This is a genomic window from Uliginosibacterium sp. 31-16 (genome assembly GCF_030730865.1).
Taxonomy (GTDB): Bacteria; Pseudomonadota; Gammaproteobacteria; order Burkholderiales; family Rhodocyclaceae; genus Uliginosibacterium.
On sequence record NZ_JAVALZ010000003.1, the window covers coordinates 367852 to 390711 of the forward strand.

At 61.7% G+C, this 22860-nt stretch carries 18 protein-coding genes; 7 read left to right on the top strand and 11 right to left on the bottom strand.

From position 1 onward, the window contains the following. Nucleotides 1–296: 296 nt before the first annotated feature. Together Q9Q94_RS13510 and Q9Q94_RS13515 are read right to left on the bottom strand one after the other, a co-directional pair. Complete coding sequence (locus Q9Q94_RS13510) at nt 297–2606, bottom strand: NACHT domain-containing NTPase (RefSeq protein WP_305980624.1); 2310 nt, start codon at nt 2604–2606, stop codon at nt 297–299. Between the two features lie 133 nt (nt 2607–2739). Continuing rightward, entirely contained in the window at nt 2740–4527 is a 1788-nt protein-coding gene (locus tag Q9Q94_RS13515) for a 3'-5' exonuclease (protein ID WP_305980626.1), read from the bottom strand. Nucleotides 4528–4882: 355 nt separating this feature from the next. Here Q9Q94_RS13515 and Q9Q94_RS13520 point away from each other — a divergent pair, with 355 nt between their 5' ends. From Q9Q94_RS13520 to Q9Q94_RS13545, 6 genes are all read left to right on the top strand, one after another. Further along, on the top strand, nt 4883–5176 hold the full coding sequence (locus Q9Q94_RS13520) for a hypothetical protein (RefSeq protein WP_305980627.1): 294 nt from the start codon (nt 4883–4885) through the stop codon (nt 5174–5176). Nucleotides 5177–5289: 113 nt separating this feature from the next. Further along, nucleotides 5290–5949 (top strand): response regulator, encoded by a 660-nt coding sequence (locus Q9Q94_RS13525; protein ID WP_305980629.1) that lies wholly within the window; start codon nt 5290–5292, stop codon nt 5947–5949. A gap of 8 nt (nt 5950–5957) precedes the next feature. After that, on the top strand, nt 5958–7340 hold the full coding sequence (locus Q9Q94_RS13530) for an ATP-binding protein (RefSeq protein WP_305980630.1): 1383 nt from the start codon (nt 5958–5960) through the stop codon (nt 7338–7340). A gap of 556 nt (nt 7341–7896) precedes the next feature. Further along, the gene (yaaA, locus tag Q9Q94_RS13535; protein WP_305980632.1) at nt 7897–8673 is read left to right on the top strand and encodes a peroxide stress protein YaaA; all 777 of its coding nucleotides are present in this window, start codon (nt 7897–7899) and stop codon (nt 8671–8673) included. Between the two features lie 2 nt (nt 8674–8675). Continuing rightward, nucleotides 8676–9122 (top strand): hypothetical protein, encoded by a 447-nt coding sequence (locus Q9Q94_RS13540; protein WP_305980633.1) that lies wholly within the window; start codon nt 8676–8678, stop codon nt 9120–9122. Between the two features lie 79 nt (nt 9123–9201). Beyond that, complete coding sequence (locus Q9Q94_RS13545) at nt 9202–10326, top strand: M14-type cytosolic carboxypeptidase (protein ID WP_371929852.1); 1125 nt, start codon at nt 9202–9204, stop codon at nt 10324–10326. Nucleotides 10327–10451: 125 nt separating this feature from the next. On the opposite strand, the gene Q9Q94_RS13550 is transcribed toward Q9Q94_RS13545, so the two are convergent. From Q9Q94_RS13550 to Q9Q94_RS13560, 3 genes are all read right to left on the bottom strand, one after another. Then, on the bottom strand, nt 10452–11645 hold the full coding sequence (locus tag Q9Q94_RS13550) for a hypothetical protein (protein ID WP_305980634.1): 1194 nt from the start codon (nt 11643–11645) through the stop codon (nt 10452–10454). Nucleotides 11646–11781: 136 nt separating this feature from the next. After that, nucleotides 11782–13182: an esterase-like activity of phytase family protein gene (locus Q9Q94_RS13555; RefSeq protein ID WP_305980635.1), complete on the bottom strand. Its 1401-nt coding sequence runs from the start codon at nt 13180–13182 to the stop codon at nt 11782–11784. Between the two features lie 109 nt (nt 13183–13291). After that, nucleotides 13292–15532 carry an IgaA/UmoB family intracellular growth attenuator gene (locus tag Q9Q94_RS13560; RefSeq protein WP_305980636.1) on the bottom strand — a complete coding sequence of 747 codons (2241 nt, stop codon included), beginning with the start codon at nt 15530–15532 and terminating at the stop codon, nt 13292–13294. Nucleotides 15533–15919: 387 nt separating this feature from the next. On the opposite strand from Q9Q94_RS13560, the gene Q9Q94_RS13565 reads away from it, so the two are divergent. Then, nucleotides 15920–17095, top strand: coding sequence for an acetylornithine transaminase (locus tag Q9Q94_RS13565; RefSeq protein ID WP_305980637.1), 1176 nt, complete (start codon nt 15920–15922; stop codon nt 17093–17095). Between the two features lie 61 nt (nt 17096–17156). On the opposite strand, the gene Q9Q94_RS13570 is transcribed toward Q9Q94_RS13565, so the two are convergent. From Q9Q94_RS13570 to Q9Q94_RS13595, 6 genes are all read right to left on the bottom strand, one after another. Continuing rightward, on the bottom strand, nt 17157–19043 hold the full coding sequence (locus Q9Q94_RS13570; protein WP_305980638.1) for an IgaA/UmoB family intracellular growth attenuator: 1887 nt from the start codon (nt 19041–19043) through the stop codon (nt 17157–17159). A gap of 322 nt (nt 19044–19365) precedes the next feature. Then, a complete protein-coding gene (locus Q9Q94_RS13575) occupies nt 19366–20469 on the bottom strand; it encodes a CAP domain-containing protein (protein WP_305980639.1) in 1104 nt (367 codons plus the stop codon). Nucleotides 20470–20675: 206 nt separating this feature from the next. Continuing rightward, nucleotides 20676–21194, bottom strand: a complete 519-nt coding sequence (locus Q9Q94_RS13580; protein ID WP_305980925.1) for a DNA-deoxyinosine glycosylase — start codon at nt 21192–21194, stop codon at nt 20676–20678. Nucleotides 21195–21203: 9 nt separating this feature from the next. Further along, nucleotides 21204–21761, bottom strand: a complete 558-nt coding sequence (locus Q9Q94_RS13585; protein ID WP_305980640.1) for a DapH/DapD/GlmU-related protein — start codon at nt 21759–21761, stop codon at nt 21204–21206. 7 nt (nt 21762–21768) lie between these two features. Then, nucleotides 21769–22008 (bottom strand): hypothetical protein, encoded by a 240-nt coding sequence (locus Q9Q94_RS13590; RefSeq protein WP_305980641.1) that lies wholly within the window; start codon nt 22006–22008, stop codon nt 21769–21771. A gap of 84 nt (nt 22009–22092) precedes the next feature. Then, the gene (locus tag Q9Q94_RS13595) at nt 22093–22860 is read right to left on the bottom strand and encodes a hypothetical protein (RefSeq protein ID WP_305980643.1); all 768 of its coding nucleotides are present in this window, start codon (nt 22858–22860) and stop codon (nt 22093–22095) included.

Below are 22860 nucleotides of genomic sequence, written 5' to 3' on the forward strand. Positions count from 1 at the left end.
AGTAAAAACCGGAGCAGCGAGCGGATTGACGAGCAAGCTTTCATGAGCAGTGGCCCTGTAGCAAGTGCGATTTAACAACGTACGGGCGTTCGATAAGGCTCAAACCAGAAACAATGCACACGTTCATAAGAAAATAGAACTTGAATAGAACCCGAGTCCCTGTAATCGGTAATGGTAAAAGAAAGATCTAATCCCGGCCTTTTCGCCAATGGCAAATAAGAAACACTCGGCATCTGAATCGTTTTGACGGAAATTAATCCGAGCTGGCCCGTTTTGTTACGAAGCTTTTCGCGTGGCTACTTGCAAATTTTCCGCGCCTCAGATACTAAGATATCCCCACAAGTCGCAGGCGCACTCAGAATACGACGTGCCCGCGCAATTTCTTTACGTACAGGAATCCAAACATTCCCATCGCCACGACTGTAGAGCATCAGTAGGCCATGCTGTTGTAGAAGTCGAATTGCATCTGGAACTAGTTGACGATCATTTAGATCAAGACCCCTATAAAGCGCTGACTCTGCACGCCCACTCAGGCTTTGGATAAATAACTTGCGTAATATTGTAAAAACAAGCTTTTCTCCACGACTTAGATTTGAATTAAGTATTGCAGACTGGGTTTCCGACGAATCCGCAAATTTCTCATAACTACATCTATTGTCAAAACGTGAACTTGGCATATCTTCACGACAGGTTCGTCCGCGAACAAGAAGGAATATACAGCCTTGAAATTTTGGCAGAAAGCTAGAGTTGGCATCACTAGAAATTTCAATACACTCAAACAAGCAATCTCGAAAAATGAGATTGCTTAGATCCGTCTCGCCGCTTGGCAGTACCAGTGTGTAGTTCTCAAATATCTCACCGCTCACTACCGTTTCAGTGGCTAGCGGATGTGATGCCTCAACTGCAAGAGCAGCTAAATCAGCACGCAACGCACCGATTTCACCATTCGTTGCGGATGCTTGTAATGCAGCATCAATCTTTGAGGACGCAAGCTTTCTTTGTTCAAGTAAGTTCCGACTAACCCGAGTAATCGCTGTCTGCCCGGAGAACGCAGAAGCTAACTGCATAGCCCCTTTCCATCCATCATCCTGGAGCAGTCCATATGGATTAACAACAAAATCGGTGATGTCTCTAGCCCGACAAACTTCGGCCAATTCAACATCTACGAATGTTCTTGAATCATCTTCATCTCTGTAAACACCGAGGCCAGGCAATCGCTGGAGCAAAAGGTTGGCTTGCTCATCCGGTTCAGACTCACAGATTTGGATATAAGAAGCACGAATCTGTTGCTGTGTAATTGGCCCCAGCCCATCGTTGGTTGATCGAGCAACCGTTGCGAGCCTCTCGAGAATTCGACGCAGAGTAATTCCGTCGAGACTCGGGCTGATTTTTGACTCTCGCTCAAATATACGATCAAGCAACAAATGCCAGCCGTCAGTCGAGTCAATAGACTGCAAAACATCGCCTAGCTCGTCCAGTAATCCTCTGGTGGCGATGTATGCCACCAGAAGTGGTCGAGTTGGTAGCCACGGTGGCAGCGTAAGCTCTTTGCCAGCAATTTGCTTAAGATAGCTAGCAATCTGCTTTCTGGTGAGTTCACCAACGGCAATAGTCTTGGTATTCGTTCGAATACCAAGAGCTGAAAGGCGCTCGTCTGGACTGCTAAAAAAGTGATCTCTTCCAGCAATTATGAATCCTGCTTCACGCGGTGTTTGTGCGATCAGTGCTCGCACTGCCTCCAAAGAGCGACGTCGTGCTTCGCGGAGCTTGCTGCGCGCAGCTGAGACTCCTAGAGTAGTAATCTCATCAAACCCATCAAGGATTAATAACGCAAAGCCAGCGCGCCAAGCACTGACTAAACTATGGGGCTTATCAAAGCCTAATCGTCTAGCGTGTCTTTCAAGCACTTCAGATGGGTCGTCCTGCCCGGAATGCTCTCGAAGGTTTAGATAAATTGGAAACTTTGGCGTCCCCCCACTTCGATATTTGTCACGCAACTGAAAATATAGTTGGCGCAAAGTCATGCTCTTGCCCGCACCGTAATCCCCGAGCAATGTGTAACTCTCACCATTACTTAGGCCAGAGGCAATGGCATGAACATCAAGCAGATCACCATTCGAAAGCAAGGTCAAGTCAAGAGGGATGTATGATATTTTTGTTTTTAATTCTCCAGTTACCGGATCAGCGATACTCCCAAAAAAATGATTTTCGCGCTTCGAAAAATATTGCGGAACATCAACCAATGCTTGTTGAAATTGTGAAAATGAAACAGCCTTAACCTGTCCTTTTCCATACTGACGAACAGCCTCTCGTTGATCTGCGGTTGGTTCGTCTTGAGTAACAAACCAACCAATCGACCCCTTCATTGACCTTTGGCGTTGTTGCTCAGTCATTAGACCAAACATTTTCTTTGTATCGTCCTTTGCTTTCTCTTCTCGCCTAGACCGCGTTGTTTCGACGTAATGGATTACATCGTCGGTCTCAAAAACACCATCACGCTCGCGACCATCGATCATGGCTGAACCATCAAATTGCGCTTGTGGCCATCGTGCTCTAGCTATTCTTCTGACCTCATCCTCAAAGAAAGAGTCTTCTTCAAAAGTCATGTAGTTTCATCCCTTCTCTTACAAGGTGCGCGAGTCTGTTAATAGGGGGCGCAGACAGTCACCATCTGCGGAAATTTCAAAACAACGAGAAAACCGGGGTCAGGTCTTGCCTTTTGCCCCCAATATAAAAACATCAAACCCCACTCCCCACCAAAACCAAGCGCTCCGTCGCCCTTGTCATCGCCACATACATCAACCTCGCCTCTTCCTCATCCTCAGAAGACAAAGCGCCTGCCCCCGGTATCACCACCAGCGAGAACTCCAGCCCTTTGCTGCTGTGAAAGGGCAGCAGGCGCACGGTGTCTTGCGCGGAGTCGAAGCGGATATCGTCTTTCCAGGTGGCGGGGATACCGAGTTTGTTCAGCTCGGCACGCACGGCCTTGCAGGTGGGGTAATGCCGGTACAGCACAGCCATCTCGCGCCAAGGTGTGCCGGCGGCGTGCGCTTCCTTGAGGTGGCGGGCGATCCATTCGCCTTCATCCTCCACCTTGGGCAATTTGATCAGCAGTGGCGCGTCGCCATGCCGGCCGGCTGACATTGGCGCCAGGCGCGGCACGCCGTCTTCGTCGGCGTCGCTGGCGGTGAGGCATTCGGCGGCGAATTGCTTGGCGAAGTTGAGCACTTCGCTGGTGTTGCGGTAATTCACCTTGAGCACGGTGGTGCGGCCCTGCGCCTGGATGCCGACGCTCTTGAAGCTGAAGTTGCGCTTCTTGCCCGCGTCGTAAATGGATTGGGCGTCGTCGTAGAGCACCAGCAAGGCGTTGCTCGCTGGATCGACCATTTGCACGATGAGGCGCAGCCATTCGGGGCGGAAGTCGTGGCCTTCATCCACCAGCACGGCTTCGTATTGCCCGGCGGGGATCTGGCCGCGCGCGGCGGCGTCGATCACGGCTTGCACCTGCGCGGCGAAGAAGGCGTCCGCATCCTCGCCTTTGGGCGGCGAATCGACGTGGTAGGTCTTGAGCTGGCTGGCGCACCAGCTGTGGAAGGAGCGCACATTCACCTTGTGCGCTACGCCCCGGCTTTTCATCCATTCTTCAAGGCGGGCGGCGAGCGCTTTGTTGTAGCAGAGCACGAGGATGGGCTTGGTGGCGGCGCGGGCGAGATGCTCGGCGCGGTAGCCGAGGATCAGCGTTTTGCCGGAGCCGGCCACGCCGTGAATCACGCGGTGGCCGTCGCCCAGACTGCGGGCGAGCTGCTCTTGCTGGAGGTCCATGACCTGCATGATGTCTGGCAGCGCGGCGGGCTCGGCTTCAGGCTCGGCCTCAACACCAAAGAGCGGGGCTTGCACGCCGATGCGCACTTCGGGAAAGAGCTGCCAGCGCACGCGATCAATCTGCGGCAGGCTCAAGAGGCAGGTAAAGCGCACGCGGAACATCTGCCACAGGCGCTCCTGAAAGGCCTCGGGCTCGACGGCTTCGGTCATTTCGTCGGAACAGATGACGAGGTTTTCCGGGATCACCTCATTGAGCTGGCCGTCGTCGAACTGCTTGCGCGTCATGTGGCTGAACACCACGCCATATGCCCAGGGCAGGCGCAGCTTGCCTTGCTCGCGGCCGCTGCTGAAGGTGAGCTGCGGATCGCGCTGGAGGATGTTGGATACGGCCTGCGCGTAGTGCCGAGCCTGCTCCAGCGGGTTGAGCACATGCTTCACGCCATTGGGCGTGAGGATGGCGGCATCGCTGCGCGTGATGGATTGCAGCGTATCGGGCTTCCAGTCTTTCACCTCAAGGATGAGGATGCCGCGCCGGGGATGCAGGATGATGAAATCGGGGTGATCGTTGCGCGCGCTGCTGAGCGCTACGTCGTACCAGCACAGGTAGTCGTCTTCGAGCTTGGCTTCGAGGCGCTGCGCCAAACGCCGCTCGCCGGCCTGCATGCGGCCGGCGCAAGTGCTATACGCTGGAATCAATGTTGCCACGCGTCGCCCCTTCGGTATTTATCCGGGATTCTACGAGCCATGCCGTGTCACGGGGCGGCCAGAAAGACGATCTGGGTCAATCCTTACGGGATATTCCGGCGTGATCGTGAATTCCGTCACGATCGACTGAGTGATGGCGATGCCATCCAGCTGGAAGAGCGGCGCCGCCCAGATTTTCCGCAAGGGTGGTGTGAGGGCGGGGGTGAGGGCGAGAGCGGGCCGTTGCCGGAGATGAAAATTTTCGGAGAGCGGCTGGTCTTAAGTTTCGGCTAAGTGAGCCTCGTTAAAGTGCTCTCCACGGACAGGCACACAGCCTGACCCGCTTCCCCTACATAAAAGAAACAGGAGTTTCATCATGAACAAGAATGCATCCATCATCGCTGCCGTGCTCGGCCTCGCCATCGTCTCTGCATCGGCCCAGGCGTCTGTCGCTGTTGAGCAGACCAAACAGGTCAGCAGCGGTTTGACGCAGGACCAGGTCATCCAGCGTCTTGGCAAGCCGGACAATGCACCGACCTGGCTGGATGGCAGCCAGTCTCTGGTGTATGAGCTGCGCAATGGCGACAAGTCTGGCTCGCGCGTCTATGTGAATCTTGGCCGCAACAAGACTGTTACCAGCGTCCAGTTCGGCGACGACGGCAGCAACTGAGCGCTTGCGTGCGCGCCGTGGCAGTTGCCGCAGCGCTGCACGAGCACTTTCAGAACAGGACGGAGGCCTCATAATGGGCGCTCCGTCCTTGTCGTTCAGGAAAGACCTCGGCCATGCGCCTGCTGCTCGTTGAAGACGACCTGATGATTGGCGAATCCGTGCTGGACTTGCTGCGCGCCGAGGGCTATGCCGTCGATTGGGTGCGCACCGGGCAGACTGCCGATAGTGCGCTGATTACCGAAGAGTATGACCTTGTACTGCTTGATCTGGGCTTGCCCGGCAAAGACGGTCTGGACGTGCTGCGCGATCTGCGCAAGCGCAAGACGCGTACGCCGGTGCTGATCGCCACCGCACGCGATGCAGTGCCACAGCGCGTGCTCGGGCTGGATGCGGGGGCGGATGATTACATCGTCAAACCGTATGATCTTGAAGAGCTGCTCGCGCGTATCCGTGCTTTGCTCCGGCGCAGTGCGGGGCGGGCCGAGCCGGTTTATGAATACCAGAATGTGAGCATCAATCCGGTGACGCGGGAGGTCAGCGTCGACGGACAGGCCGTGCTGCTGTCTTCGCGCGAATGGGCCGTGCTGGAGCCGCTGCTGGCTCGTCCGGGCCTGATTCTGTCGCGTGCCCAGCTGGAAGAGAAGCTGTTCAGCTGGAAAGATGAAGTCAGCAGCAATGCTGTCGAGGTCTACATCCATGGCCTGCGCAAGAAGCTGGGGGCGCAGCTGATCCAGAACATCCGTGGCGTCGGCTACCTGATTCCCAAAGAGTGAGCAATTCCATGACCTCCTTTTGTTCGGTGCGTTCGCGCCTGCTTTTCGTGGTTGGTTTCGGTGTCGTGGTCGCCACGCTCGCTCAGGCTGTCGTGGCGTACAGGGTTGCGCTGACGGAGGTCGATACGATCTCCGACTTTCACATGATCGAAATGGCGCGGGCGGTGGGCCGCAGCATGCCGCAGACCATGACCCAGATTGTGCCCATGCCCGCAGGTGATCGTCTGCCGGTCTCGGAAGACAACTGCTTCACGCTGCGTATCCAGCGCAAGGAAGGCGTGCCCTCTGTTAGCGTTGCGCCACAGCATGTGCAACGCGTGTTCTCCATCCGGAAAGACGGCAGCAAATCGCTGCGGGTGCTGGAGGTGGATGCTCCGGACGTTCACATCGAGGTGTCGCACGACCTGGCTGTGCGGGCGCAAACCGCCGGTGCGCTGGCCTTCAGAACCATCTTGCCGGTGATCGCCACGGCGCCGCTGCTGCTGCTGTGCGTGGCCTGGGGGGTGAGGCACGCGCTGCGTCCCCTGCGCAAGGCGCGGCGTGAGATCGGCGAACGCGCGGCCGATGATCTGCGCCCGCTCACCACCGAAGGCGTGCCGGATGAAGCCCAGCCCTTCGTGCGGGAAATCAATTCCCTGTTTGCGCGGATCAATACCGAGTTCGAGGCCCGCCGGAATTTTGTGGCCGATGTTGCGCATGAGCTGCGCTCTCCGCTGGCCGCCCTGAAGCTGCAGGTCGAATGCCTGGCACGCGCCCAGACGCCTGAAACACGCAGCCTGGCGCATGAACGCGTGGTCGCGGGCATCAGTCGCGCCACCCGTCTGGTCGAGCAGTTGCTGGTGCTGGCGCGCGAAGATGCGGCCCCGCCCGGATACTCCGTCACGACCTTGCCGCAGGTTGCGCGGCTGGCGCTGTCTGACGCATTCACCCTGGCGCATGCCCGCCAGATCGATCTGGGGGCCGACCTGCAGGAGAATCTGCCCGAGGCCGTGTTCACGGTTTGCGGGGATGTTGAAGCGCTGCGCACGCTGCTGCGCAATGTGCTGGACAACGCAGTCAAATACACGCCGGCAGGTGGCGTGGTGAACATGACGCTGCAACGCGAGCCGGAGGCGATCATCCTGCGCATTGAAGACAGCGGTCCCGGCATTCCGGCAGAGGAGCGCGAGCGGCTGTTCGAGCGCTTCCAGCGCGGGAGCAGTGGTCAGGATGCGGGTGGTAGCGGTCTGGGGCTGGCTATCGTGCGAACCATCGCGAACCGGCAAGGCATTGAAATGACACTGGATACGTCCGCCACGCTGGGTGGTCTGGCCGTTGTGCTGCGTTTCCGGCCGGCCACGCCGCCTGGCAGTGCAGGTGGGCCGGTGGAGACGAGCAGGTCTGAAGCTTGAAGGCGGCGGGTTCGGGAGAACTCAGCCGCGGCCCTGCACGAGGATCGAGGCCAGCGGCATGCAGGCGACGATCAGTGCAGCGATCCAGGTCGCCATTTCGGCGAAGCGCTGGGTGCGGGGTGAAAGAGTGTTTTTCATGAGACTGGCGATGATCACGCCGGCCTTGTGCAGTCGGGCATCAGCCCGGGCTGCGGCAAGACCGGTTCAATCAGAGCGCATTGTGGAAGGTCAGCACGATCGCCGGGGTGAAGGCGACGGCAACGGCGGCGCCCCATGCGGCAACACTGGAAGCGGCGGATACTGCGGAATTGACGGCTTTGCTCATTTTTTCTCTCCGTGGGGTTAGGGATATCACTGTCAGCGCGGATGTCACGTTGACGGCTTCATTATTTGAGACATCGGGGCTGAAGTCCAAATGAGCTTTTGGATCTTGATATCCAATTGATTTATAAAGGTAATATGCGTTTTTTGAATGCCCTCAATACATTCTTCTATGCGGCCTGTACGACAAGGCTTGCGCTATCATTCGCAGCCCGGCACCCGTTTGATTGAGTCCATGCTGATCGTCGTTTCTCCCGCCAAATCGCTTGATTACCAGAGCCCGCTTCCGACCCGGAAATTCACCCAGCCGGCCTTTCTCGACCAGAGCGAAGCGCTGATCGGAATCCTGCGGGAGAAGAGTCCGGCCGAAATCGCCCAGCTGATGACGATCTCCGATGCGCTCGCCACGCTGAACTTCACCCGCTATGCCGAGTGGTCGCGTCCCTTTACGGCGAAGAATGCCCGCCCGGCGATGTTTGCCTTTGATGGCGATGTGTATGGGGGGCTGGATGCGTACAGCTTCACGCCTGCGCAGATCGACTTCGCCCAGACGCATTTCCGCATGCTCTCCGGTTTGTACGGCGTGCTGCGCCCGCTGGACCTGATGCAGGCTTACCGGCTGGAGATGGGTACGAAGCTCGCCAATCCGGCGGGCCGCGATCTGTATGCGTTCTGGGGCGACACGATCACCCTGGCGCTGAATGCGGAACTGGCGCAGCAAGATGGTGAGCCGGTGCTGCTGAATCTGGCCTCGGAGGAATACTTCAAATCGGTGCGCCCGAAAAAGCTCGCTGCGCGCGTGATCACTCCGGTATTCGAGGAGAAGAAGGGCGCGGGCTACAAGATCGTGAGCTTTCATGCCAAGCGCGCACGCGGCCTGATGAGCCGTTACGCCATCGTCAATGCCATTACCGATCCCGAGGCGCTCAAGGCGTTCGATGCGGAAGGCTATGCGTTTTCGCCCGCCGCGTCGGATGGTGAGCGTTGGGTATTCCGGCGCGAGGCAGCGTGAGCATGCGCGGCCTGCTGGCGCTGTGCGCGCTGCTGTTCTGCGTGGCCGCGCAGGCTGATCCTTGTGCTGGCGCTGATCGCAGTCTCGATGCGGCACGTCGCGAGGCACTGGCGCCGGTGGTGTCGCGTGACGTGACTCTGCTGCTGTGGCCGCATTTCAAGGAGCGTTTCGATCTGGCGCCGGAGCAGGTGCGGGCATCCTTGCGCATGCGCGGCTGGTCTGTGCTGTACGTTGAAACGGGCAAGACCGATGCGGCCGTCCTGTTCTACGCGGGCGATCCGGCCAGCGGCGGGCGTTACGCGGGGGAGTGGGGCGGCTCGGCACCCATGGACGAAGGCCCGCAGCTGCGGCGTGCGCTGCAGCGCGATATTCGTGGTCTTCCGCCTGCGCTGGCGCGGTGCTTCGCCTGGCTGGTGACCCAGCACCCCGAGCACCATTCCTGGCCATGATCCGTTTTTCGCCGCCGCGTGCGTGACGCGGGCGATCCCTCATTTTTACTCTCCACTCACTTTTCACTTCCGACTCATCATGATCCACATCAGCAGCCAGTTCGACAGCGGCAACATCGAAGTCCGCGACGCTTCCAATCCGCAAGACATCCGCCTGGCGATCCGTCCCGATGCCGGCGGCGAGTTCCTGCAGTGGTTCCACTTCCGCCTGCATGGCGTGCGCGGTGTGCCGCTGCGGCTGGTGATCGAGAATGCCGGCGCGTGCAGCTACGCGGCCGGCTGGCACGGCTACCGCTGTGCGGCGAGCTACGATCGTGCGGACTGGTTCCGCATTGGGCAGACGAGCTACGACGGCCAGCAACTGGTGATCGAATTCACGCCGGAATCCGACACCGTGTGGCTGGCGTATTTCGAGCCGTATTCGCAGGAGCGCCGGCTGGACTTCCTCGGTCGTTGCGCGCGCTCGCCGCTGGTGCGCGTGGCGTGCATCGGCACGAGCCTGCAGGGGCGTGATCTGGATGTGCTGCACATCGGTGAGGGGCCGAAGAATGTGTGGGTGCAGGCGCGCCAGCATCCGGGCGAGAGCATGGCGGAGTGGTTCATGGAAGGCTTCATCGAGCGCCTGCTGGACGCGGCCGATCCGGTGGCTCGCGAGCTGCTGCGGCGCGCCAGCTTCCACCTGATTCCGAACATCAATCCGGATGGCAGCGCGCTGGGCCATCTGCGCAGCAACGCCGCCGGGGTGAACCTGAACCGCGAATGGCATGCGCCGACGCTGGAACGCAGCCCGGAAGTGCTGCATGCGCAGGCCGCGATGAAGCCGGTGGGGGCAGATCTGTTCCTCGATGTGCACGGCGATGAGACCCTGCCGTACGTGTTCATCGACGGCAGCCACATGGTGCCGGGTTATGGCGAGAAGAATCTGGCCTTGCAGGCCGCGTTCCTCGAAAACCTCAAGCGTGCCAGCCCGGACTTCCAGACCGAGCAGGGCTACCGCGACGATCGCTTTACCGGCGAGATGATGACGCTGGGCTCGAAGTGGGCCGCTGCGACGTTCGGCTGCGTGTCGCTGACGCTGGAAATGCCGTTCAAGGACAACGCCAATGCGCCGGACCCGCGCACGGGCTGGAATGGCGCGCGCAGCCAGCGCCTGGGTGCGGCCTTCCTGCAGCCGGTGCTGGAGCACCTGCGCGCGCTGGACTGAGCCTGCCTGAAGAGCCTCTTGCAGTGGGCGTCTTCGCGGCTGTGCCGTGAAGACCCGCGTGGCGATTGGCTGTTCAGGATGGAATGCTGAAGAGCTACGCCGGACGCGGCTCTTCAGGCATGAGCCTACTGCAGTGTTGAGTTGATGATCTGTGGCGTGCCGGCACCCTGAACGAAGATCCCCGGGTAGCCGGAAGTCTCGAAACGCTGGCTGACGTTGCTGCTCAGCGTCGAGTCAGTGATGCTCATCGAGCCGGTGTAATCGTTGCTGACGAAGAAGATCGCGCCGCCGCCTTCGTTCGCGTGGTTGTTGCTGATCCGCGTGCCGCACAGGTTCAGGCTGAAGGTGTTGCCGTCGGTGTAGATGGCGCCGCCACTGCCACCGCCGGGCGTGCCTGCACGGGCCGGATTGGCGCCGTTGCCAACAGCGCTGTTGTAGCTGAACAGGCTGTTGCGCACGTGGTACGACACGCCGATGGCGGACAGGCCGCCGCCATTCGAGCAGCTGTTGCCCAGATCGCTGCGCCCGCCGAAGGTGCTGCCGGTCACGTAGAGTGGCAGACCGTTGTATTGCTGGAAGGCGCGCACCGCAGCGCCGCCGACATCCGGCCCGGTCGCGTCGCAGCTGTTGCTGAAGAAGCGGCTGTTGACGATCTTGAGCCGCCCGCCCTGCGCGTAGATCGCGCCACCGCTGCCTTCAGCGTCGCTGCTGCCGCTGCTGGCCTTGCCGTTGATGAATGTGAGGTTCTGCACAGTCAGTTGCGGGTGATCCTGATTGTCGCAGTGTGAGGTGGTCCACACCTGATTCTGGTCACAGGTATTCATGTACAGGATGCGCCGGGCGCCGCCACCGGAAAGGGTGATCTTGCCGCCACCGTCGATGACGATCTTCGGCCCGGTGTTGTTCACGATCTTCGCTGTCTGGCTGAGCGTGATGGTCAGCGGATTGGCTCCGCAGTTGAAGGTGATGATGCCGCCCTTGGCGATGGCCGCTACCACCGCGGCCGAGGTGCAGCTGGCGGGTGTTCCGTTGCCGATGACGGTGGTGGGGCTGGCCACGCTTTCGGCGGCGGCTTCGGTCGGCACGCTGCAGTTGCCATCCGGGTTGCCGGCGGCGGGGTAGCTGTCCGTACTGCCGCCCGAGCTGCTGGAGCTGGAGGAGGAGCCTGACGAGCCGCCGGAAGAACTGCTCGACGAACTGCTGGAAGAGCTGCTGGAGCCACTGCCGGGGCTGCCACCACCACTCCCGCCCCCGCCACCGCCTCCACAGGCCAGCAGGAGGGTACTCAACAGGACAGGGACAAGCAGACGTGATCGCATGGCGGGCTCAGTAAATCGTGAAGTACGTCACGTTTAGCTGGCCGCTTGGTTCGGGTCAAGAATTCTCCGGCAGGCGTCTCCCGGCGCCGCCGGGTGGGGGCGTGGCGAGCATTCCGGGGATGTCGCGAGTGCCTGCTCAGTGCGGGAAGTAGTCCTGCAGCGGACGCTTCAGATGGATCAGCCAGAGCTGGGTCGGCTCGCCATTCGGCCCGAGCTGGTAGCTGCCTCTGTCGCTGAGCTGGCCGGCGCGGATGGTGTAGGCCCCGGCGTCGGAGCCCTTGTCGCCGCTGATGCGGGTCTGCATGCTGAAATCGTTGTCGTTGATGACGGCAATGCCTCCGGGGATGAGCGCCAGCCCCTCGGCTTTCTCCGCTTCCCAGCCGAGTTCGCGCAGGTCGAACACGCGCTGTTTGCGGATGAACTGTAGCTCGGCCAGCTCGCTTGCGCTGGCGTATTCGAGCGCCTGGCCGCTGTGTGTCTGACGCGTGCTGATGTCTTCTGCGGTGGCGATGTCGATCACGTACACCACATTGCGCATGCCATGCTTGCCCAGGCCCTGATCGATCAGGGCAAAGTGGCTGTCGTCGATGGCGACCAGATCGCCCAGTTTGGTGTCGCCGGGGCGCGCGTAGTCGTTCAGATCAAGCGGGTACGCAAACTGGCGGGTGACGCCACTGGCAGGGTCAAGTTCGACGATGCGGATGAAACGGGCGGTGTTTTTCGTTTTGCCATCCACATCCAGTGTGGATTGCACGGCTGCATAGATCTTGCCGGATGGGGTGATCGCCAGACCCTCAAAACCGCGGTTGGGCTGACGCTGGGCGAGGATGGCCGGCAGTCCCTTGCCCGGCGCGAACTGGCGCAGTACACGGCCTTGCGGATCGGCCTGCACGATGAAGGGTCCGTATTCGTCGGAGAGCCAGAAGTTGCCGGCACGGTCGGTAGCGATGGATTCGGGGTCCAGCCCGCGCGGGCTGAAGGGCAGGGGCTGCAGCCGCTCGTCCAGCGCCACTTCACCGGTGGCGCCTGTGTTGCCCGGCGCTATCGGCAGGCCGGAGGCGAGTTGACCGTCGTAACTGAGCGGGATGCTGCGTGTCACACGGGCCTGCTGGCCGGGTGTGACGAGGATTTCGGCGAGGCGCGGCACGAAATCCGGGGTCAGGAAAACCTTGCTGGCGTGCAGCTTGCCGTTGATGTCAATCCTGGGTGAGTCGCCATTCGGACCACGATCACCGATGCCCCAGAACAGCAGGCTGCCATCGGCTTGTGTGCTGCGGTAGCTGAGGCCGGAGCCCGGTGCGAAAGGCAGGCTGGTGCCGAACTCGCTGGCATGGCGGCCCTGATAAGGCAGGCGTTCGCGAGCCGGCAGCAGCACTTCGTAGCGGTCAATATGGCTGACGGCCGGCGTGGTGCCTGCGCTGCGCGCAAAGCCCTTGCCCAGCGGGGCATCCAGGCGTTCCGGATTGCCGGCGCAGGCAGCCAGCAGGGCGATGGCTGGAATAAGGGTGAGCTTGAGGCGCAACGCGTGGGTCATCATGGCATTCTCCAGGTAGCCCTGCAGGATCACCCGGAGGTATTACAGCTGTATTACGGCGGGAGCTACGGGCCCCCGCGTTATCGCTGCAGAGGGCCCCCGTGCCGATGCGTCATGCCAGGCTCTTGTAGTGCGCCTCGATGGCCTGATAGCGTTGATTGGCACGATGCAGATTGATGATCCACAGGGTGCCGTGCAGGAACAGGAAGGCGGCGCCGATCAGCAGGGCGAGCAGGCGCAGCAGCGCCGGCAGGGCGTTGTCAGGGGTGCGTTGCGGATCGATGGCGAGCACATGATCACCGCGCTCGTTCTTGCCATTGCTTACCAGCAAGCCGGTCAGCTCCACGCTCTTGGTCTTCTCCGGGGTGGCGAGTGTCTGGTAGGCCGCCCACTGGGTTTGCCAGTCGGAAGACTGCTCGATTTCCTCTGCCGGGGCTTCTGCCGCGGGAGCGGCTTCGGCGGCGGGAGCCGCGCTGTCGGTGGCCGGCGCCGTGTCAAAGGGGGTGTCACCGAGCGGCAGGATGATGCCTCCGCGCTGGCTGGCCAGTGCCGTCTGCAGCGGTTTTTCGTAGAGCTGGCGCATGCGCGGCCGGGCCAGATCGCGCAGGCCGGAACGCAGGCTGCTGATCACCATCTGGTTGCCCAGGGCGGAGTCACCGCTTTCCTTCAGACTGCCATCCCTGGCTTTCTTGAGCAGTGTTTCCCAGCCGATATCCTTGTCGCTGTCATCCACGATGAGCTTGCTGCCCAGTGCGTGCTGCAGGTCCTGACACGGCACGCGGCTGTCGGCGGTGAAGTCGCGGCATTCCCGCTCGATGGTCAGGACCAGTGCGCTCAGATTGCTGATGGTCTGGACGGATGTGCGCGGCGCATAGGGGTTGTAGCTGTTGCCTTCACGTGCCATCTGCATCTGCAGCATGATGTCCAGCATCGGATTGCTGCGTGCTTCCAGCAGCTTTCCGCTGTAGAGATCCAGCAAGGCCTGGTCCGGCGTCACCGCGTCGATTTGCGGAATCTCGCCGCCCCAGCGCACCTGCCTGCAGTCAATCGGTGCAGGGTCGTTGCCGTTGGCAGCCGTGATCTGGCAGCGCGCCCGGGCCTGCACGTGCACCATGCTGCCGGGGGCCGGCGGCTGGGCGAGGACTGCGTCAACGCTGGCGTAGCTTTGCACAGCTCCGGGCTGCAGGCTGGCACGGGCGTGCGCCAGGTCGGCATCCAGTCCGGTGCTGAAGAAGAACCAGGCGGCAAACAGCATGACGCCGCCGGCCAGTGCAAGGGTCAGATGGCGGCCCCAGTAGACCGAGGGGCTGCGCTGCTCTTCGGCATCAATCGACAGCTTCTTGCCGAAGCGTACGATCGAGTAGTCCTCCACCCGCATCTCCAGCGTCACCTGGCTGTCTGGCGGCACGAGAGCCCATTTCCTCCAGTGTGCAGGCAGTTCCAGCGGGAATTTGTCTCCCAGAAAGAGCTGGCTGCGTGTCATGTTGGAGTTGCTCGGGCTTTGCAGGGTGACCGCCGTCAGCGTGCCTTCGACACGATTGACCTTCTGCGGCACCGCTGGCTTGCGTGGCCGCCAGATCAGCCACAGGGCCAGGGCCAGCAAGACCAGCGCAGGAGTCAGCCAGGGCCAGACCGTATCGGCGTAGCCGGCGATCAGCAGCAGGATGAAGGCGGGGGTCAGAAGCAGCAGGGGCAGACCGCCCCAGCCGGGATTGGCGCGCACGGCGGCTTCGGCAGGCGTTTCATCACGCTGGCTGAGGATGCGTACGCGGTTGATGTCCTCTCCGGTTTCGCTGGCGTCGGCAGTCTTGTCTGTTTCGTCGCTGCCCGCCTGGGCGTTCAGTCCGCCCGGTAGCTCGCCGTGCTGGCCGGCATTCCACTGGTGTTGCTGGGCCTGTGCCTGCTGCGCGCGCTCCCGGCCACCTTTCAGGTCGAAGCTCTTGTTCAGGGTGATGACAAGGGCAAATTTGGGCGTCAGCACGACCTCTGCGTGATTGCCCGAACCGAGAAAGTCGCGTGCGTCATAAGGCAGCACCACATCCACATCGCCCAGCGTGTCGTGCAGGGTGTCGCCGCCATTGCTGACATGCAGGCCATGGCGGACGAACTCGCCATACAGGTCGTACACGTTTGCACTGAGCAGCTCGACGATCTTGCCCGGTTTGGCCGGGTCCACCAGGAAGGGCTGCAGCAGGCTTCGCTCTTCGGCGGTCAGTCCCCGCGTCGGCTTGCCCTGGGTCTTCAGCTCGTGCAGCGCGTTCTTGTTGCCGGAGCGGCGCGCCGTGTAGGCGATCAGGCTGTAGATGGAATAGAGGGTGACGCCGATGAAAAGGAGGAGTTGCAGGGTTTGCATGGCAAGGACTCGGGCATTCGGGGGCGGGAGAAAACTGCGCGCGATTCTATCCGGACAGCCTGTGCGGGCTGGCTGAAGACAGCCCGACGGCTGGTTTCATCCGTCGGAGCGGGCGGGGGCGTGCCGAAACAGTCCGGCGCTGATGCGGCTTGACCTTGGTGCACTGCAGCGTGCATCATTTGCCCATGCATTCCGCACACGCCACCATCATCCGACGCCGCGCAGCCCGCCGATCAGGCAGGCTGTGGCGCGTGCGTACGGGCGGGCTGCGGAACCCGGCAAGGCTGACTTAGCGCCTTCCAGTTCTTCACCAGTTTTCCCCAGCGGGCCACGGCTTCAACCGTGGCCCGCTTTTTTTCGTCTGTCGTTTCCGGAAAGGATGTTTCCATGAATACCGCTGTCGTTTCGCATGCCCTGATGCAGATTACACCCAGACCCGAACTGGTCTTCGTGCGGGGGGCTGGTGCCCGCCTTGTTGACGATGCCGGGCGCAGCTATCTGGACTGGGTGCAGGGCTGGGCGGTGAACAGCCTCGGCCATTCGCCGGCGGTGGTGGTTGAGGCACTCGCACAACAGGCAGCCCGCCTGATCAATCCGAGCCCGGGCTTCTACAACCAGCCAGCACTGGATCTGGCGGCCCGTCTGTGCGCGCATTCCTGTTTTGATCAGGTCTTCTTTACCAGTTCCGGGGCAGAGGCCAACGAAGGGGCGATCAAGCTCGCACGCAAATGGGGACGCGTGTACAAGGGCGGCGCGCACGAGATCATCACCTTCAGCAATGGCTTTCACGGCCGCACTCTGGCCACCATGGCGGCGACCGGCAAGGCGGGCTGGGACCGCCTGTTTGCACCGGCGATGCCCGGCTTCGTGAAGGCGCGCTACAACGATCCGGATTCCGTGCGTGCGCTGATCGGGCCGCAAACCGTGGCGGTGATGCTGGAGCCGATTCAGGGCGAAGCCGGGGTGATCGCAGCGGCGCCGGGATTCCTGCAGGCTTTGCGCGCGCTGTGTGACGAGCACGGCCTGCTGCTGATCGTGGATGAAGTGCAGACGGGCTGTGGCCGCACCGGCACACTCTTCGCCCATGAACACGATGGCGTGCGCCCGGACATCATGACCCTGGGCAAGGGGATCGGCGGTGGCGTGCCGCTCGCCGCATTGCTCGCACGCGAGTCCGTGTGCTGTTTCGAGTACGGCGACCAGGGCGGCACCTATTGTGGCAATCCGCTGATGTGTGCAGCAGGTCTCGCGGTTATGCAGAGTCTTGCCAGAGCGGACTTTCTGGCCCGGGTGAATACGCTTGGCGAGCAGCTTGCAATGGGGTTGCGGAGGCTGAGCCAGCGCTTCGGGCTGGGCGAGGTGCGCGGCCGCGGCTTGTTGCTGGCGCTGGTGTTGTCGCGTGATCTCGGCGCAGAGGTGGTGTTGCAGGCACGCGAGCGGGGTCTGTTGCTCAATTCACCGCGCCCGGATCTGCTGCGCTTCATGCCGGCACTGAACAGTACGCATGCCGAGATCGAGGAAGGCCTGGAGTTGCTCGGCGGCGTGCTGCAACAGCATTTCTGAGCGTTTGCCGGCACGGTCGCCAGTGGCGGCTGTGCCGGACGTGTGACAAGGCTGCAGGAGGTCAGCCGGCGTGTTGCCTGATTCGGGCGCCGAGGCGGGCTTTGCGCAGCCGGGATTGCGCCTTGTAGCGGAAATGGGCGTGGCTGTGCAGCGCAGTGAGCACGCAGAACACCAGCACAGTGAGCAGCAGGATGAGGGCGCGCAGCATCACCCCGATGGTGACCTTGTCATCCAGTTCGATCATGTGCTTGCCGTGTGCGTCGGTCCCGAAGCGCACCAGCATGCCTTCGTACTGCATTTGCGGCTGGCAGGCTTCCCGATCCAGCGCACGGAATTCCTGCCAGAAGCCTAACCAGTCCAGTTGGGATTCGCTGATATCTTCCAGCGGGATGCGCTTCCAGTAGGGTTCTTGCGCGTCCCGGACAAAACCGGCATCGCAGCGCTCGCTTGATCTGTCGAAGCGCGTGCGGGCGTTGCGGATCAGGATGCTGCCGCGCTCGTTCGCCAGCGCGTTCTGCAGGGCCTGACCGTAGTGCGCCTGCATCGCGGCAGGCGCGACTCCATAGAGCGCCGCACGCAGGTGCCGCAGGTTCGCGCGTGTGATCAGGGCGCGGTCGCTGTCAGGTCCTGCGGTCTGGCGCCCGCTGCGGGCCAGCGCCAGCCATTCCGGCCAATCGACAGGCTTTGCGGTGCCGTCAGGCATCACCAGGCTGTCGCGGAGCGTCATCTGCAGATGCCTGCAGGCCGCTTGCGCATCAGGGCCGGCCTGAGCGCAGTGCGCGTCGATAGCCAGCAGCAGGGCGCTGACTTCCTCGACCAGCATGGGCGATCCGCCCATCTGGCTCGCCTGAAGGGCGGCTTGCTCGCGTGGATCGACGGGGCGGACCTTCAGCGGCGCACCACTGGCCAGGCGCAGTGCCGGATCGCTGGGCGAGATATCGGTGACCCGCAGGGGCTCGCCGCCCCAGCGCAGTTGGGAACAGTCGATGCGGGGTGGATGCGGGGAGGTGGTCGCTTCGACGCCGCAGCGCGCCTTACCGCTCAGCGTCACCTTGCTGCCCAGCGCTGGCGGATCGGCGAGAAACTCTTGTGCACTGTCATATACCAGCAGTTCGGCGGGCCGGAACAGGGCCTTGGCGTAGAGCGTCACGATGTCGAGGTTGCCGCCGACGTACAGCGTCGTGAAGAGCAATAATGCTGAGATGCTGGCAAACAGACCATGCTCGCCAAGCGGCACAGAAGGCATGCTTTGTTCTTCGGCTTCGATGGAGAGCTGATCGCCCGCGCTCACCAACGAGTTGTCGGACGAGCGCAACTCGACGCGCAACCGGCGATTGAGCCGGGCACGCAACCAGGGCTGCCAGTGATCGGGTGCCTGTAACTGATACTTGCCGATACAGAGGTATTCGACACGTCCGCCCTCGGTGTATTCGCCTTCCACCTTGCGCAGCGGGCCGGAGATTCTCAACACCTCTTGCGCGGCAGGTGACTGCTGTTCGCGCCGCCAGGCCAGCCCGCACGCGCTTGCAAACAGGGGAAGGCCAAGGAGCAGCCACCAGGCCGAGCCGTTTCTCAGGCCGCTGATGAACAGCAGAAAGCCACCTAAGAGATACAGCCCCAGTGCCATGAGGCCCGGGCCGCTATGGCTGCGTGCGGCAATTTCTCCCGGGGTTTCCGGGCGGCGGTCGAGCTCTTCGACTTCGTCCTGTGACGGATCGCCGGGCGGGACGAGGGGCGCTTCTTCGTCAGCCGCTAGCGGTGCCGGGTCCCCGTCAAACGCCTCGGTATCGGGGATGGGCTGGGCGAACCAGAACAGGGCATAGATGATTCCGCCAAGGGTCACGCACACGAGGACGACGATCTCTGGCAGGGAAAGACCGTTGGCAACCCCTCTGAAAATGAGTGCCAGCAGCTCAAGTACTACGATGATGCCAAGCAGAACGTTCATGAGAGTGCGGAGTCAGGCGGAAAAAGGACGGAGCAGCGTTTGCTGCGCGCGGCGAGGCATATTAAGCGAAATGGTTCGGGCCGGAGATGTCCGCCGACGTTGGTCCTGGGCAAGGTGGGCGGCGGCGTAATGCTAGCTGCATCGCTGCTGCTGGTGTTGTCGCGCGAGGTCGGTGCCGAGGTAGTGACGCGGGCATGTGAGCAAGGCCTGTTGCTCAATTCCCCCCGCCCGGATCTGCTTTGACAACCTGATGCTGATCATACAGGGAGTAAGTATCGGGTCAGGGACGAACGTGTGTTCGTGCCCTGACCCGGTGTCGTGCTTATTGCAGGCGGAAAGTGTACTGATATGTTCGCGAGCTGCCACCCACCACCACGTTGCTGATCGTCACGCTGTAATCGGTGTTGGCCGTCAGGCCGGCGACTTTCCATTGCAGGTGATTGGGCAGGCCGTAGCCTTCGTAGTTGGCAGACTGCTCGGAGATGGCGAGGCTTTGTCCGCTGCCATTGGACACGGTGACGCTGGCGTTGGCATAGCTGACCTGGCTGGCGCCATTGGCCCACACATTGGTTTTGCTGGGCATGGCCGAGAAGGACAGGAACCAGCTCGCGGAAAACTCGCTGCTCGGGTAGGTACCGTAGGGGTAGGCCACGAAATCATTGCTCATGCTGACGCTGCTGACGCCATTCTGGGCCTTCATGGCCGAAGCCATGTAATAGGTGCTGCCGTTCGGCTGACCATCCACGCGGCCATAAGTGGTCTTGCCTAGATAGGGATTCAGTACCCAGCGGCGGTGACCCAGCGAGGCAACGCCGCTGTCGATCAGATAGCCGACGATGGCATTCGCACTGGGCGTGCTTTCGGTGCTGCCGCTGCCCCAGGTCATGTGCAGGTTGCTGGTGCTGGCCAGGCGATAGGCATTCGCGGAGTAGCACTTGCCGGTGCTGTCAGGTGCGTGGGTCAGGGTCTGGTTGGCGGCCATATACAGCGCCGCTTCGGCGGCAGCACCATCGTCGCTCGCGTCATAACTGACCGCAGGCAGACCATGGCGGGCGCGGATGGCGTTGAGTTTGGCCAGAACCGAGGTGCGCTCAGCGTCTTTCAACTGCCCGGTGATGCAGCTGGAGATATTCGGCAGGCTGGAGTACAGACTGTTGCCGCCTGCACCGGAAGAAGAGCTGGACGAGGAGGATGAACCGCCGGAGCTTGAACTCGAAGAAGAACTCGACGATGAGGACGAGCTGCCCTGACCCGAGGATGAACCCGAACCTGACGATGAACTGGAACTCGCGGTACCGTTACCTGAGTCATTGCTGCCCGAACCACCCCCCCCTCCGCCGCCGCAGGCTGCAAGCATAAGGGTCGCGCAGAGTGCGGTCATGGTGGGTGCAAGACGATGGTGATGCCAGGAGGGGGTCGGGCGCATGATGAGATTCATTGATTGGATAAGTGCTGCGCATTGTGCAGCCCGCCTTCAAGTGAGCGACGTACTTGCCGCTGGTCTGCGATGACTGATTGGGCGACGAACGGATAAGCGTGTGTGGTCGATCTTCCTGACCATCGGGTGCTGTCAGGCCGGTCAGGGCAGGATGCGATGGCTGGTTTGACAAAGACCTGCCGCAAGGCGGTGTTTCAATTGGAGGGCAGGAGCAGCCCACCGTCCAGCGCAGCTTTCCAGGCTGCGAGTTTTTCAGCCGGACGCATGCCGGCGTGAGCAGGGCTGGTCGAAGGCAGGCGCAGGAAATCGACAGGGCCCGACGCGAGAGGCGGGCGAACGTGACGACGGAACAGGGATTCGGCCGTGCCGCCGTTGAAACACACGCGCCGGATCTGCGGATGCGCAGCGAAGAAATCAGTGAAATCGTTGATCAGTACGCTGGTCGCATCAATGTCGGCATCCAGACTGCCGGGACGCACGCAGCTTTGCAGCACATCCCATACGGCGACGCCTGCAGCGACAAGGTGTGTGCAGCGTTCGGCATAAGGCGCTGCCGGATCGAATCCCAGCGCTTCACCCATGATCGGCCAGAACCGGTTGTGCGGATGAGCGTAGTAGCGTTGCGCCTGCAGCGAGGCCACGCCGGGCATGCTGCCGAGGATCAGGATGCGTGCATTGGGCGCCGCAAGCGGAGGGAAACTGCAGACGCGCATCACGCGGGTTCAGACGATGAAGCCGGGGCCGTCGCCCATCTTCGCGTTCATCTCGTTCTTCCGCGAGGCAGAGACATTTGCGCGCAGGGTATAAGCCTCGCCGAAGCACGGACTGCTCGCCAGCAGTGCCTGCTGACGCGCGAGATAGTCGGCTGTCGTGCCGAGCACGCGTGCCGGATTGCCGGCTGCCAGGCTGCCGGCCGGGATGTCGGCGGTGACGACGCTGCCAGCGCCGATGATTACGTCGCTCCCGATTTTCACGCCTGGCAGCACGATGCTGTCTGCGCCAATGAACACCCGGTGGCCGATCGCCACCTTGCCCAGGCGCACGTAGCCCAGCGCGCGTTTGGTGCTGGCGTCGTGCGCGAGGATGGTCACGTTCGGGCCCAGCGTCACATCGTCACCAATCGTGATGTGCCAGCAATGGCAGGCGTCGATCACGCAGCCATCCTGCATGTAGAAATTGCGGCCGACAACGAGGCCGCGGCGGACCAGCGTGGCGAGCGGGTCGCGGCCGCTCAGACGGCGGAACAGGCGGCGAAAGAGGCCGAGAATCAGGGATGGCATGCTGAGATCAGATGGCTGCGTCGCAGGTGCAGAGGACGAAATCGGCCTTGAACGGCGCTTCGGGCAGAGTGCGGCCGTATTCCACGATCCAGTCTGCGTGTTCGATTTCTTCCCGGAAACGCTGCCGGTACGGCGCCGGCACTTCGGCCAGTGCGAAGACTTCCCGGGCAACCGTACTGTCTTCGTCCAATACATAGCGGTAGGAAATCATTCCGCCGGACAGTTTGCTCAGTTCCTCGTTTGCCATGGTGTCTCCCGTGCCGGGTTGCAGGCTTCAGTGCCGCCTGCATTCTGCGGTCATCCAGCGGCGCTGTCATCCCCATGGCGTGATTCAGCCCTGATCGCCACCACAGAAACCGGCTTCGTCCGCAGACTTGAAGCGTTTGCCGCGTCTGTCGCCATCCGCATGCCAGAAGAATTGCCAGCGGTAATCCGCCTGGCCCGGCCGGGTCTGATAGCGGATCGAGAGCCGACCGGAATACTCGTCATGACACGGCCGCCCGCTGCGGTAATCGGCTTCTGAAAAGCACGCCCGGATCATCTTGTTGCAGCTGAAGGGAATGCCGGCGTGCAGTGCGGCATCTGTCCCCAGGGGGATGAAGTCGGCGCGCTCGAAGCTTGCGCCGCCGCCCGAATACATCTCGCTGCGCCGGCTGAGCAGCGCCACGGCCCATTGCGTGGGGCTGACCGGGTAAAGCGCCGGAAAGATCCGCCGTGGCCCCTCATCGGCCCAGCCCGCGGCTGTTTCGGTGCTCTCTTCAACCCCGTCCGGCTGACCGAAATCCTGCCGGAACTGCAATTGCAGCGCACCCGTCGGACCGAACTTTGCCGCGAGCAGCGCGGGCTTGCTTTCGTCGATCAGATACAGGTCCACAGGCATCGGGCGGGAAGGCACGAAGGCGCTCAACTGCGCCGGATCACATGGCTCCGGCAGGCTCGCACAGAGTTGCGCAATGGCCTCGGGTGCAGGCTTGCCTTTGGGGGCGGGCTTGAGCAATACCGCACGCGGCGCAGCGGGCGCCGCGGCGAATGCCGGCTGCCCTGACAGGACAGCCAGAATCAGGGAGGCCGATGCGCATGAGGTCGAGATGCGTGTCAC

Bases quoted from the DNA above. Each gene is read 5' to 3' on its own strand.
- Q9Q94_RS13510 (WP_305980624.1), bottom strand. From the start codon at position 2,606: ATGACTTTTGAAGAAGACTCTTTCTTTGAGGATGAGGTCAGAAGAATA.
- Q9Q94_RS13520 (WP_305980627.1), top strand. From the start codon at position 4,883: ATGAACAAGAATGCATCCATCATCGCTGCCGTGCTCGGCCTCGCCATC.
- Q9Q94_RS13525 (WP_305980629.1), top strand. From the start codon at position 5,290: ATGCGCCTGCTGCTCGTTGAAGACGACCTGATGATTGGCGAATCCGTG.
- Q9Q94_RS13530 (WP_305980630.1), top strand. From the start codon at position 5,958: ATGACCTCCTTTTGTTCGGTGCGTTCGCGCCTGCTTTTCGTGGTTGGT.
- yaaA (WP_305980632.1), top strand. From the start codon at position 7,897: ATGCTGATCGTCGTTTCTCCCGCCAAATCGCTTGATTACCAGAGCCCG.
- Q9Q94_RS13540 (WP_305980633.1), top strand. From the start codon at position 8,676: ATGCGCGGCCTGCTGGCGCTGTGCGCGCTGCTGTTCTGCGTGGCCGCG.
- Q9Q94_RS13545 (WP_371929852.1), top strand. From the start codon at position 9,202: ATGATCCACATCAGCAGCCAGTTCGACAGCGGCAACATCGAAGTCCGC.
- Q9Q94_RS13550 (WP_305980634.1), bottom strand. From the start codon at position 11,645: ATGCGATCACGTCTGCTTGTCCCTGTCCTGTTGAGTACCCTCCTGCTG.
- Q9Q94_RS13555 (WP_305980635.1), bottom strand. From the start codon at position 13,182: ATGATGACCCACGCGTTGCGCCTCAAGCTCACCCTTATTCCAGCCATC.
- Q9Q94_RS13560 (WP_305980636.1), bottom strand. From the start codon at position 15,532: ATGCAAACCCTGCAACTCCTCCTTTTCATCGGCGTCACCCTCTATTCC.
- Q9Q94_RS13565 (WP_305980637.1), top strand. From the start codon at position 15,920: ATGAATACCGCTGTCGTTTCGCATGCCCTGATGCAGATTACACCCAGA.
- Q9Q94_RS13570 (WP_305980638.1), bottom strand. From the start codon at position 19,043: ATGAACGTTCTGCTTGGCATCATCGTAGTACTTGAGCTGCTGGCACTC.
- Q9Q94_RS13575 (WP_305980639.1), bottom strand. From the start codon at position 20,469: ATGCGCCCGACCCCCTCCTGGCATCACCATCGTCTTGCACCCACCATG.
- Q9Q94_RS13580 (WP_305980925.1), bottom strand. From the start codon at position 21,194: ATGCGCGTCTGCAGTTTCCCTCCGCTTGCGGCGCCCAATGCACGCATC.
- Q9Q94_RS13585 (WP_305980640.1), bottom strand. From the start codon at position 21,761: ATGCCATCCCTGATTCTCGGCCTCTTTCGCCGCCTGTTCCGCCGTCTG.
- Q9Q94_RS13590 (WP_305980641.1), bottom strand. From the start codon at position 22,008: ATGGCAAACGAGGAACTGAGCAAACTGTCCGGCGGAATGATTTCCTAC.